The following is a 13,342-nucleotide window of genomic DNA, read 5'->3' as shown; positions in this document are numbered from 1 at the left end:
AAAATTATTGTCTGGTAACTTTAATTTTATCAAAAGGTGTCCTTTTTGTATGCATAAAAAGAGCGGTACTCACCAACTTATTGGCGAGTACCACTCTTTTTAATTACTGGGGTTTTGTCCCAGCCTCATTTTTATTAGTTTAGTAGGTTCTTCTCTACTTTTCCATCTTTCATTACAATCTGAATCGTATCATTGTCAGCAAGAGAGGAAATATCCTCCAGCGGGTTGCCTTTTACGATAATAATATCTGCTAATTTTCCAGCTTCAATTGTCCCAACTTTATTTTCCCATCCGAGACATTCTGCAGCAGTTTTTGTAGAAGCTACAATGGACTCCATCGGTGACATTCCAATCTCCGTCATTAAACCTAGCTCACGTAAGTTGATTCCATGTTTCACAACTCCTGCATCTGTTCCCATAGCAATTTTCACACCGGCTTGATAAGCTTTTGCAATACTTGCTTTATGAATTTCAATAACTTCCTTTGATTTTTCTACAGCAGTATCAGGCATACCTGCTTCCTCTGCTGTTTCTAAAACACCAACAGGAGCAAGTAATGTTGGTACGAGATATGTACCTTTTTCAAGCATCAACTCAATTGCCTCATCATCCAGAAAGATTCCATGCTCAATCGAATGTACTCCAGCCCTTACTGCATTTTTAATACCTTCTGCACCTTGTGCATGTGCCATTACCTTGACACCTTTTCTAAACTTTCCTTCCTCAACAATCGCTTCTAATTCTGCTTGAGAAAATTGCGTGAATTCCGGGTGGTCTGTTGCACTTGTTACACCACCAGTTGCGTGCACCTTTATAACTTCTGCACCTGCACGCAGCATTTCACGTGCTTTTTTGCGAACCTCTTCTACTCCATCACATTTTCCACTTGGCATTCCTGGATAACCCGATGGTAAAAGATCCATTTCTATACCCGAGACTGTATAACCATCCCCATGCCCGCCAGTGATCGTCAGTGCGTTAATACTTAATTGCATTCTTGGTCCTGTAATAAGCCCCTCTTCAATTGCTTTTTTCACACCTAGATCTGCTCCAAGTGCATCGCGAACAGAAGTAATGCCTGCGTGTAATGTTGCTTCCAGGTATTTTGCTGCTTGGTAATACATAAAAGAAAATGGAGTTGTCAGCCTTTTTGCAACCGGTGAAAACTCGAGCATCATATGAACATGTGTATCTATTAAACCTGGCATAATCGTTCCACCCTGCGCATCCAAAACTGCTTCATTACCGTCTGCAGTATACATACTTTCGGGACCAACGTATTGTATACAATTACCTTCTACAACAACAATTGCACCTTGTTGAATTTCTCCACCATTTCCATCTATCAACAATCCATTTTTAATTATTGTTTTTCCCATTTTATTTTCCTCCAACGATTCCTATAATGTTTGAACTAATATTCCCGCGATGACTACTGATGCAATGGTAACGGTCGTAAACCCGCCAATTAGCATCGGTGTCAGCATTTCATTAAAAATGGTTTCCTCTTCCTCTTTATTCCTTGCAATACTTCTGCTTACTTCTTCACAAAGAATATAGTCAGCCGGAAACCCAAATAATGCTGTTAAAGCAACAGGCATTCCCTTATATGGGTGCCACTTCAGCAGCTTCGAAACGATAAATCCACCTAATGAAATACCGAGTGTACCAAGCAAAAGCAAAACAATGATACTAGGCAGGTTGTTTAATACATCCTGTGGACTAACATCAGCCATTGTACCAATAACAACAAATATAATTGCAATCATCGTTAAGTTAAATGAATTCGCTTTTTCCAGTGATTTATGTTCAAAGATACCGAGCTTCAATCCTGTTACACCAAATGCAAGACACCAAAGACTGTAATGGATTGGTGTTACCTCACCTAGTGCCGTACCAATTGCTGCACCTACAAATACAAAGAATAATTTTAATGTCATACTCGATTTAATTGGACTCTTCGCAGCTGTTTCCTTTGTAGCTGTAAGCTTAGTATCTTCCATCGGCTTAAATGTTCCATTATCTATCTGCTCTTGAATCGTAAACGCATATTTTCTTAGAAAATATTGCGCGAGCGGCATTCCCAATAATCCTTGAAACGCAACGATCAATGCTGGAATAACTACTAAGCTTGTCAGCCCAATCTCTGTTAACTTTTCAGAAGTAATAATTAGTGCTACAACTCCTCCACTGAGCGGCCCAATTCCCGCTACCGCAGTTGGATAGTCAAAGAGAAATGAGACAATAACCAATATGAGTACACCAGAAACTATAATCCCTCCTAATGAAATTAATACAGCTTTATACTGGGTTTTCAAGAGTGAAAAAGGAATCATTGTGCCCATGTGTAAAATAGCAGGTCCAACTAACATCGCCCCTAATGCAGCGAATTGTGATGTTGCAAGAATATCTTTAGGGAATATTCCCGTCCAAATACAAATCAAATAACCTACCATCGCGGTAAGAAGCATTGGAATTCTTGCTTTGGAGATGATCGAAAGCCACTCTCCAAGTGCAATCAATGCAAAAATAAGCGTTGTAGCTATAAGTGGATTGCTTAGCATAAAAAGACCTCCGTATCTAAGATGTAAAGTTTTATTATTATGAAAATTCACTCCATGCAAGCAGGTCCTTTATATAATAGCAACCAATGTTTAGAGCAATTTTAGATATTATAAACCCATTTCCTCTCAAAAATCAATACAATATCTGAAATTTTTGTCGAATTTCGTCATGTATTCGCTATCATTATTTAAACTCAACTCGAAATTTTCTTATATAACGAAAGTGTAGCTTAAAATAAAATGGAGAGTTACATTAAAGCGCAACTCTCCATTTACAAAGCTCTTATATAGGACTCAATAATTCACACAGATAAACGTGCTTTCATTTCTCCAGAGTCATCCTTGCGCTGTTTCTGTATATACCAAACCCCGAGAAGGAGTAATAATCCAATTAAACTAATAACCAAATCAGGTACAATAAGCATAACACCTGCAATAAACAGAATCAGACGCTCCCATGAATAGGAACTTCTTATGAAAAATCCAATCACAGCGCTACTAACTGCGGTCATTCCGATAATTGCAGTTAATAAGGAAATAATGAGTCTTATTGGTGTAATATCCTGTAACAACAATATTGGATTGTAAATGAATATATACGGTATAATGAATGCAGCTATGGCTAATTTCACAGCTGTTACCCCCGATTTAAATGGATTTGCTCGAGCGATGCCAGCCCCAGCATATGCAGCCAAGCAAACAGGTGGTGTAATATCTGCAACAATTCCGAAGTAAAAGACAAACATATGAGCTGCTATCGGTAAAACCCCAAAATCATTAATTAGAACAGGCGCTGCAATGGTCGCTGTCACGACATAGTTAGCGGTTGTTGGAAGTCCCATGCCCAAAATAATACAAGCAATCATGGTAAAAATTAAGGAGAAAAATAGTATGCCACCTGATAACGCAATGATACTTGCGGCAAATTTAGCTCCCAAGCCTGTAATACTTACAACTCCAGCAATAATCCCTGCCGTTCCAACTGCTGCAATTACCGGCAGTGCTACCCGAGCACCTTCCTCCAGAACAAGAAACACTTTTTTAACGCTCATTCGTGTGTCTTTTCGAATTAAGCTAACAAGAAAAGCAGTGAAAATCCCCATTAATGCTGCTCGTTGTGGAGTAAAACCAACCATAATCGTTCCAATAATAATGAATAGCGGCAGAAGCATGTACCCATTTTTCACCATTAACTCCTTGAAAACTGGCAGCTGAGCCTTCGGTAATCCGATAACACCTATTTTCTTTGCTTCAAAATGAGTTCCAATAAAGATACCTGTAAAATATAATACAGCAGGAACGATTGCTGCTAACATAATTGTTCCGTAGGACACACCTAAATATTCCATCATAATAAATGCCGCGGCTCCCATAATTGGTGGCATAATTTGTCCCCCAGTAGACGCAGAAGCTTCTGTCGCTGCAGCAAATTCTGGCTTAAACCCTGACTTTTTCATCATTGGAATGGTAAACGATCCAGAAGCAACTGTATTCCCAACCGAACTTCCAGATACCATACCTTGCAGTGCACTTGCTACTACAGCTGTTTTAGCAGTACCACCCGTAAATCTTCCCGTTAAAGCAAGTGCAATATCATTAAAAAACTGACCGATTTTCGTGTGCACTAAAATAACGCCAAAGAAAAGAAATAAGAAAATAAACTTGGCTGATATTTGAATCGGCGTACCAAAAATACCGATCTCCTTATACCATAAATCTGTTGTAATCCGATCCACGGCGAATCCTGGATGTGACAGTATTTGTGTCGGCATAAAGTTACCAAAAACAGCATACAAAATCGCAACACTCGCTACAATGACAATAGGAAGTCCTACTGTTCGACGAGTTGCTTCCAGTAATAATAAAATTCCAAGAATAGAAATAATAACATCTAACGTACCATATCCAGAAATACGACTTTGAAGAATCGATTCAAAGAAAATAATCTTATGGTACGTTACATAAATTGCAGTAAATGCTAAAAGCACATCATACCATGGAACGGTTTTTTGTTTTTTTTGTAATCCTTTTTTTGCAGGAAACAGTAAAAACATAAGACCAAGCGCTGTTCCTAAGTGAATTGCTCCTTGCTGCTGTGATGGAAGTGTACCAAAATAACCTGTATATAAATGGAATAGCGTAAGAGCTACACCTAGAAATGAAACGACCCAAGCCCACTTTCCAATGTTTACACGGTAATTGCTCTCGCGATCATATTTTTCTAAAATTTGTTTAGCATCTAGTTGGGAGTTTTCTTTCATTCGATCACACCTTTATAAAATAGTAAGAAAAGGATCCCGGTTTAATTACTAGATCCTCTTCTTTGTATTCTTATATAGCAATTAAAATATGGAACCAAGTACCTCTATATAACTTACTCTAAATCGTCCAGGCTCGTGATGTCTGTGTTTTCCCGTGTAACAATTTGAACGACTTCAGGGTAAATATGACCGATAAATGCTGCATTTGTAACTTCATTTTCTGCAAAGTCACCTTCTCCATGCACTGCATCCAGTGCCGGTACATGAACTGTCATACCAAGATCCATATTCCCATCACGTATACTGGCTAAGTTTTCAATGGAAGCACCCGTTTCTGTATTCGTCACATTTAATCCTTCAATATTCTTATTCCAAATCGTCGCTATTTCTCCACCGAGTGGATAATAGGTACCGCCCTGACTTCCCGTTCCCAAAATTAAATCATTCTTTCGTTCCGTTGCGCCTAGTACTGCAACTTCATTATCTACCGCCAACCCTTGCTCTTCGTAATAACGCTTAGCACCAGGATGAATCGGTAAGCCTTCTGCTCCTTGCAGTGCATTTTCCAACGTCATATGCACGGACTGTGCATGTGTATTTTCGTTTGCATTTTCCACCATACTTTTCGCAAGCTCATATCCAAGCTCTTCATCAATTGAATCTGTATTTGCTACTAAAACAGCAAATGCCGTAACGGTCTCAATATCTTCATCCATAAAATCATACGTATCCTGTGGAATCGTGTATCGCATGTATCCACTGTTTTCTTCCATATATGCTATCGCATCATCTGATAACCCAATCATTTTCACATCACCAACAGACGCTTGCAAACTTTCAATATTACCGGCAGGCAAACCTAGAATACCAATAGAAACATCGATGTTTCCGTCTTGTACACCATCTGCTGCGTCTCCAAAGCCTTCTTGATAGGCACTATAATCACTATCTTCAATACCATAGGCATCCAAAATTAATTTGGATACCGCATTTGTTTCACTTGCAGGCGGACCAATTGCAATATTTGCTCCTCCCCCACCACAGGCTATAAGTAAAAATAAGCATAAAATAGATGTAAGCGTTAACAAAAATATTCTTTTGAACACACCATCAACCCCTTATCATGTTTACTTTTCGGATATTCTTAAATACTATGTAGATTTCCAATGTTAGCCAATCCTTACACTAATTATATATTATTTCAGAAAAATTTCAATATTTATTCAATGGAATATCTGGACAAAAATGAAGCTAATAAACTAGTAGCCAAATCCATAGATTCGACTACTAATTATAGGGAAGTTTCCAAACCGTTTGGAAGTATTCAACAATCTACTTCACATGCTAAAACTCCTTTGAGGAAAAAGGCAGAAACAATTTAATTCCCCGCTTATTAACCGGAAGAAACTTGCTATCGGCAACTAGATGGCTAATATAACCAGCTAAACAAGCATAGAAGACACCTTCGATTCCAAGAGACTCCTGTAAATGAAAAGCAATAATTCCGAAGAATATAGTACCTATAATGGAGTGTGTGTAACTCCGATGAGAAACGAAAGATGCTATTAATATGTAAACTCCAAGCAACATTAGCCATTTTTCTTGTAACGTAATACTGCCAGCAAGTATACCTATCCCCGTAATAATTAACATATGTTTTTGTTTAAGCAAAGCTGATAATGCCATCATCGCTATGCCGATCCCCATCCCAAAAAGTCGTTCTGTTGCTGTTCCTTCATAAAGACTGTACATAATCATCAATGCACCAATTAACTGAGCCGCTGATTGAATTACTTTATGGGAGAATGTTATTTTGCTTCGAAGTTTTCCATCGATATCCAAATCAGGCATTAAGCCTGAAACACCTCCTAGTCCAACGAAAAGTAATGTTGTCGTAGGAGACGATGCAAATTGATTCGCAACGACAAAGCCTGCAGCCGCTCCAATTGCAACATGTGCTGTTCCATTCATATGATATATCATCTCTTTCCAAATTAATGTGGTATTTTTAGAAAACCTGGTACTTGTAGATGGGATTCGTAGAAAGCATTCTTAGTAGAACTTATACGTTAAAATGCAAGACTTTAGACGAATGCATTCGTTGCACTTATACAGATAGTAAAGTTTTTATGCTTTCCTATCCTCCAAAACACCAAGCTCTATTTTACACAAAAATAACAAGTTATGTGTGTTATACAAACAAAATCGACACGTTTAACCATATTTTTGATTATCTTATCTTGCAAAATCATACTATTTCCCTAAGGACGAGCATATATTTCAGCATGATAATTTTTGTATTTATGGTACTATTATTTTAAAAAATGTTTGCAAAGGGAGGAATTCTATTGAGATTTTTAACGTCATTTTTTGACAGATTAGTTCAGCGTTACTTACCAGATGCATTTTTATTTGCAATTATTTTAACCATTTTCGTTTATTTTTTAGGGGTTATCTTAACGGACAATGGTCCAATGGAAATGGTTACCCATTGGGGAAATGGTTTTTGGGATCTCCTTGCTTTTGGCATGCAAATGTCCCTCGTTGTTGTGACCGGATTTATTTTAGCAAGTACACCGGTTGTGAAACGCTTTTTAGCTAAGCTTAGTGATTTAGCAAAAACTCCAGGTCAGGCGGTTATGCTTGTTACATTTGTTGCTTTAGTAGCTTGTCTAATAAACTATGGATTTGGGCTAGTTGTAGGGGCATTATTTGCTGTTCACGTCGCAAAACGAGTTCCTGCAGTCGATTATCGGATCTTAATCGCAAGCGCATACAGTGGAATGCTTATCTGGCATGGTGGTTTTTCAGGATCGGTACCACTTCTCATAGCTACCCCTGGACACTTTTTAGAAGATACAATGGGTATAATCCCAGTCGTAGATACATTGTTTAGTCCATTTAATATATTTATTGTTATTACACTATTAATTACATTGCCATTTTTTAATCGATATTTATTAAAAGGTGCCGATCCGATAAGTCCAACAAATACGTCATTATGGAAAGAAGAATCGAAAGAAATCGTGAACGCAGCGGTTGCGCAACCAACAACACCTGCTGAACGAATGGAGAATAGCCGGGTCCTCTCACTCTTAATCGGTTTAATGGGACTGCTATTTGTAGGTTATCATTTTGTGATGAATGGATTTGACTTAAATATAAATATAGTTAATTTTATTTTTCTTTTCTTAGGGATTATTCTACACGGAACTCCCCGCCGTTTTCTCGATACTGTTAGTGATGGAGTTAAAAATGCGGGAGGTATTATCGTACAATTTCCTTTTTATGCAGGAATCATGGGAATGATGGATTCATCTGGATTATCCGAACAGATTTCATTATGGTTTGTCAGCTTTTCTACAGCAGCCACATTGCCAATTTTCACATTTATCAGCGCTGGTATTGTGAATGTTTTCGTTCCTTCTGGTGGTGGACAATGGGCTGTGCAAGGACCAATAATGATTCAAGCAGCACTTGAAATCGGTGCGGATACAGCAAAGACTGCTATGGCAGTTGCTTGGGGAGACGCATGGACAAATATGATTCAGCCATTCTGGGCTCTGCCGGTTCTTGCTATTGCAGGACTAAAAATCCGAGATATTATGGGGTTCTGTGTAATGATTTTAATGTTTAGTTTTATTCCAATTGCACTTGGCCTTTTACTATTTTAATAAGGAAACCCCGAGACGTTATACACGCCGGGGTTTCCTTATTTGTGCTACGGCAATACCAAAAATAATGAAGATAAATCCAATAATCATACTAAAACTCATCGTTTCATTTAAGAAGAAACTGCTAAACAAGAGCCCAAATAATGGGACAAGCAAGGTTGATAGTGTTGCAGTTACGATATCCACCACACTAATTATAACAAACCAAACGAAGAAACAAAGTGCGGATGCCAGTATACCTGTGAATAGAATATAATAAACACTTACTGCATTAAATTGGATAGGTTCCCCCCATTCCATAAAAAGCGTTACTATGAGAATGACGATTGCCCCAAACAGCATCTGAAATGCTGTCGCTTGTATTTTCGATAGGTGCTGGACATGAAGACGATAATAAACATTCGATATCCCCCACGATATAGCAGCAATAATTATTAATAGTTCTCCAAATATGACCCCGATATCTTGCCCCATCCAAATGTCCCCACCGAGAATTGCTAACAGTCCTAGCATCCCTAGAAACAAACCAGTTAGCTTGGCCGGCGTGATTTTTTCATGCAAAAATTTTGTCGCCAGGATACTGCTCCAAATCGGCATGGAATAAAGGAGTACAGACGATTTTCCAGCATCGACAAATTTCAAAGCAAACATAACAAGCAGAAACACAATTGCTGTCTGTAATAAGCCAACTACAAGGAGGTGCTTCCATGATTCTCTTGAAGGAAAACCAACTTTTAGAAAAACTACCATTAACAAGAGCGTTACAGCCCCTATCCCAAATCGAAAAGAAGAAAATACAAAGGGTCCCATAAAATTAAGAGACTCCTTCATGAGCACCCATGCGTATCCCCAAATAACTGTTATCGTTAGTATTAAGCTCCACAAAACAAATTTATTTTCCTGTATCCGATTTAAAAATTTCCCCACCATTGTTCCCCATTTCGAATAATTCTTACAGCTTATGCTAGCAGAGACAGTGGGTAGAACCAAGGAAAATGTCCCCGCATCGTATTTTCGCAAAAAAAAATAAGCCTGCAGTTGCACGCTTTTAGCTAATTGCTTTAAAGTTTGTTGTGTTGTCTCTTGCTTTGCTCATCATACATTGAAGTACTTGAGCAAGTCTTTCATCCAGATTCTGCGCATTTTGTTCTAAGCCAAGGATTGTTATCTCAACATCATTTATATCAGATTCTAATTGATTAAATAATTGATCCATATGATAGCTATTTTCTTGTATATCTTTCAAATCCTCTAATAACAATGTGATGGCCGCTAACAACTCGTTAATCATTTCCTGGGTCAACACATCCCCCTCCTATACTGCTAGTTTACGCTTTTCGTGCACCATTTCACAAGTGTAATTAGTATGAATTTAAGATAATTAAATAGGTATTATTATCTGTACAATTTTGAGACAGTGAAGCTAAAATATGTACAGTACAGTCAAAGGAAAAAGGATTCCCCTAAAGAACATAGGAACCCCAGAGCCTTCTAAAGTAAACATTCTTCCATCATTTTATTTAAGTTATCTGCGGACCCGGAAATTGTAACTGCCGATTGTTCAATTGCTTCTATGCCCTGTTCAAATACTTCAAGATCAGTTTGAATTGTTTCATTACTGTTTTTCGTTTTATCCATAGTGTTATCAATTTTTTGGAACGCGGCTTCAGTATTTGCCATCTGCCCCTTTACATTGGTTAGAAATTGTTGAACTTCCTGTAAAGAAGAAGCACTATTAAAGATCTGTTCATTCGTTAACGTAACAAGTTCTGTCACGTTTGTAACAGAATTTCCAGTTTGCTCTGCAAGCTTCCTTACTTCTTCAGCAACAACTGCAAAGCCGCGTCCATGCTCTCCAGCTCTCGCTGCCTCTATGGACGCATTCAATGCTAAAAGATTTGTTTGGTCTGCAATCGACTTCACAATTTCAATAATGTCCTTAATCTGTGTGGATGTGTTTTCTAAGTTTGCCATATCTTCATTTACCTTTGTAGTACTCTGCTGCATATTTTCCAAAGATTGATTCATGACTGTTAAACGAGATTTTCCTTCTGCGGCTGCTTCTTTTGCTTCCTCTGCAAATTGTGTACCCGCTTTCGAATTAGAAGTAATGACATTTACTTGTGCAATCATTTCTTCAATGGAAGCTGTTGTTTCTTCAGCCAATGTTGCAAGTTCCGTAGAGTTTTCCTCTAATGTTTGAACTATGTTCATTTTTGTTTGTACATCTTGATCCTTGATTCGCATTACTTCCTCATCGTACGCCTCTAAAACAATCTGCTGTTCCAAATTCAGCAACTTATTGATAACCTTAATTGCTAAAATTTGATCTGCCGTATTTTCGAAGTTTTTTTGTACGATATCGATTAACCCATCAAAGAGCTTTTGAAAGGATGCAATATACCATTTCTGTGTAAGTCCGATTCTTACGTGGATATGGGCGATTATCTTTCTTCTCTTAATAAAGGAATCATTCATCTCACCAGAAAACATCTCAACGATATGGGTACGTAATGTTTTCTTCAGTCTTTCAATTGAGCTGTTCTTTTCAATGATTTTAATTAAATCTTGGTTGTATTCTAGATTTTTATAAAATCCCTCAACAACGAACTGATTTTCAGCCTCTATATAAGGCTTTAACACCTGTGCAATTGCAAAATCTTCCCTTGAAAAATCCAACATTTTTAATTGCTTCTCTAAATCAGACCCTGTTTCTATTTGTAGCTTAGGGTCCATTTGCTTACTCCATTCGACTAAAACAGCATCATTTCTTTGTTTTCTTTTAACAAACATGTTGCCCCCTACTTTCTACCCATGCTTTTAAACTTATCCTTTATATCGGATACAAAACCATTGATGTTTAATCTAATAATCGGAAATAAAAATCGCCTCTCACAAAGTAAGAAGCGATTGATACTGTTGTATTAAGTTTGACCGTCACCACCTAGTATCTTCCCTGCCAACGCATATAGCACGGCATACGTTACAAAGTGGGAGGAGTTATCATTTGGATCTTGCTGTGGGTAGACCTCCACATAGTCCATTCCTCTGACTCCAAGTTTGGCAAATTCATGAATGAGTTCTAATAGTTCAAAAGAAGTAAGCCCATTACCATCAACTGGACCACCAGGGTTAAAGGCAAAGTCAAGTACATCACTGCAAATACTTAAATAAACTGCATCTGTCTCCTTACTTGCAATGTCGTATGCTTGCTTTGCTAAATCGGTTAACTGATTTCCAGCCTGTCGAATTTCTCTTACAGAAATCGTTGCTGCACCGACTTCCTTTGCATATTTACCTGTCTCTGGTTGGTTTCTCGGGCCATGAATCCCCATATGAACAATACTTTCATTTCGTACACTTTCACTTTCATAAATTCGGTGAAATGGTGTACTTCTTGCATATAAGTCACCATTATAATCGGGATAATTATCATAATGCGCATCAAGATGTATGATTCCGACTTCGCCATCTACTTCCTCACTTAAAGCTTTTACAATTGGATACGTAATCCCATGGTCTCCACCAAAAACAACTGGGAACTTTTCCGTCTTCCATACCTTTTTTGCAAAACTTTCAATTCGATTCATCGTTTCTGCTGTATCTGCCGGGACAACATCTACATCACCTAAATCACCAATTTTATAATGACTTAATACATCGATATGATTCAATTCAGGTAAGTAGCCTGAATAGCGTGCTGAATTTATTCGTATCGCCTTTGGACCAAGTTCGCATCCAGTGTAATCTCCCCATGTAACCGCTCCTTCCCATGGTACACCGTAAACAAGAACATCTTTGTCTTTAAAACTATTATCCCCTAAACTAACTTTTTCTCCACCTAAATAACAAGGAGTATTCCCATAGATTTTATTATTCCTCACTCTATCTCTCCTAACCTATTTCATATCTGTGACTTTATCCTATTGGTCATAGACCTTTATCATAACCTTTACCTTAAATTCTTCATATGAAACATAAAATTTCTTATCATGTTAGGGATATGTGCAAAATCAATTAATTATGAAGTTTATTTGCAGCTTTTGGATTAGTAAGTGGGCATTTCGCTAGTTAATTAAAATGATGTGATGAATTAGATTATCTATTTGTAGGAATATGCCGGTCACGAAATGAATATATCTTCAATCGCGACCGAATATAGTTCATTATTGAAAAATAGTTATCTAATATTATATATTGGTTGATTTTTTATCATTACAGAACCTCATCAATCATGGAACATGCTTTTTCAGCAAAAGCTTCACATCGGATTAAATCGTCATCATCTGGTTCAAGCTCGACCTTTAATCGATCAGGGACAAGCTTTGCTCCAAGGTGCTCCAGATGATTTCCCATCAGTTCAATCGATTCACAAAACACATCATAAAAAGATTCTCCTGAACCGAATACTCCAATTAAACGACCGGTAAAATCGACTTCATTCAGTTCATTATAGAAGTCCTCTGCTTCATATGGAATCTGACCGTCATCTGCAGAATGTGTTCCAATCAGTACCAAATCATATTCAAGCAGCTCCTTCACGTCAATTACATCAAATTCAAATGACTTGTATACAACGTGATGTTCTTGTTTCTGTATATAATGAACAATGGCTTTTGCCATCATTTCTGTATTACCTGTACAACTAGAACAAATTACAAGAATCTTATTCATGCTACTCCCTCCATGTATTTCCTTTTTATTTCACCTTTATTATAATCGATAATGATAATCATTTTCAATTATAGTTTAAGAATACTTATCAATGTTCATATGTACTACATTTATACATTTTTTTCAAATAAAATAGAGATGCTTAGTCCAATAGGATTAAGTATCTCTA

11 protein-coding genes are annotated in these 13,342 nt (G+C 37.5%); 1 reads left to right on the top strand and 10 read right to left on the bottom strand.

Annotated features, from left to right (window positions below):
- Window positions 1–134: 134 nt before the first annotated feature.
- The 5 genes from D1B32_RS16370 to D1B32_RS16350 form a co-directional block, all read right to left on the bottom strand.
- Entirely contained in the window at window positions 135–1,379 is a 1,245-nt protein-coding gene (locus D1B32_RS16370; protein ID WP_118889931.1) for a metal-dependent hydrolase family protein, read from the bottom strand.
- Between the two features lie 21 nt (window positions 1,380–1,400).
- Entirely contained in the window at window positions 1,401–2,564 is a 1,164-nt protein-coding gene (locus tag D1B32_RS16365) for a hypothetical protein (protein WP_095310628.1), read from the bottom strand.
- 302 nt (window positions 2,565–2,866) lie between these two features.
- Window positions 2,867–4,825 (bottom strand): TRAP transporter permease, encoded by a 1,959-nt coding sequence (locus tag D1B32_RS16360; protein ID WP_095310630.1) that lies wholly within the window; start codon window positions 4,823–4,825, stop codon window positions 2,867–2,869.
- 113 nt (window positions 4,826–4,938) lie between these two features.
- Window positions 4,939–5,931: a TAXI family TRAP transporter solute-binding subunit gene (locus tag D1B32_RS16355; RefSeq protein ID WP_118889930.1), complete on the bottom strand. Its 993-nt coding sequence runs from the start codon at window positions 5,929–5,931 to the stop codon at window positions 4,939–4,941.
- A gap of 238 nt (window positions 5,932–6,169) precedes the next feature.
- The gene (locus D1B32_RS16350) at window positions 6,170–6,796 is read right to left on the bottom strand and encodes a metal-dependent hydrolase (protein WP_095310635.1); all 627 of its coding nucleotides are present in this window, start codon (window positions 6,794–6,796) and stop codon (window positions 6,170–6,172) included.
- Window positions 6,797–7,173: 377 nt separating this feature from the next.
- Between D1B32_RS16350 and D1B32_RS16345 the strand changes: the two genes are divergently transcribed.
- Window positions 7,174–8,499, top strand: coding sequence for a short-chain fatty acid transporter (locus D1B32_RS16345; protein ID WP_118889929.1), 1,326 nt, complete (start codon window positions 7,174–7,176; stop codon window positions 8,497–8,499).
- A gap of 18 nt (window positions 8,500–8,517) precedes the next feature.
- Here the strand turns inward: D1B32_RS16345 and D1B32_RS16340 are convergent, their stop codons facing one another.
- From D1B32_RS16340 to D1B32_RS16320, 5 genes are all read right to left on the bottom strand, one after another.
- Window positions 8,518–9,426 (bottom strand): DMT family transporter, encoded by a 909-nt coding sequence (locus D1B32_RS16340; protein ID WP_240033815.1) that lies wholly within the window; start codon window positions 9,424–9,426, stop codon window positions 8,518–8,520.
- Between the two features lie 121 nt (window positions 9,427–9,547).
- On the bottom strand, window positions 9,548–9,802 hold the full coding sequence (locus D1B32_RS16335) for a hypothetical protein (RefSeq protein ID WP_187393169.1): 255 nt from the start codon (window positions 9,800–9,802) through the stop codon (window positions 9,548–9,550).
- A gap of 188 nt (window positions 9,803–9,990) precedes the next feature.
- Window positions 9,991–11,292, bottom strand: a complete 1,302-nt coding sequence (locus D1B32_RS16330; protein WP_118889927.1) for a globin-coupled sensor protein — start codon at window positions 11,290–11,292, stop codon at window positions 9,991–9,993.
- Window positions 11,293–11,423: 131 nt separating this feature from the next.
- The gene (locus tag D1B32_RS16325; protein WP_118889926.1) at window positions 11,424–12,383 is read right to left on the bottom strand and encodes an agmatinase family protein; all 960 of its coding nucleotides are present in this window, start codon (window positions 12,381–12,383) and stop codon (window positions 11,424–11,426) included.
- 331 nt (window positions 12,384–12,714) lie between these two features.
- Complete coding sequence (locus D1B32_RS16320) at window positions 12,715–13,173, bottom strand: flavodoxin domain-containing protein (RefSeq protein WP_118889925.1); 459 nt, start codon at window positions 13,171–13,173, stop codon at window positions 12,715–12,717.
- Window positions 13,174–13,342: the final 169 nt, after the last annotated feature.

The sequence above is a fragment of the Oceanobacillus profundus genome (assembly GCF_003515705.1).
GTDB lineage: Bacteria > Bacillota > Bacilli > Bacillales > Amphibacillaceae > Oceanobacillus > Oceanobacillus profundus.
Note: the sequence above shows the minus strand (reverse complement) of the source record. Positions and strands in the feature narration are given on the sequence as shown.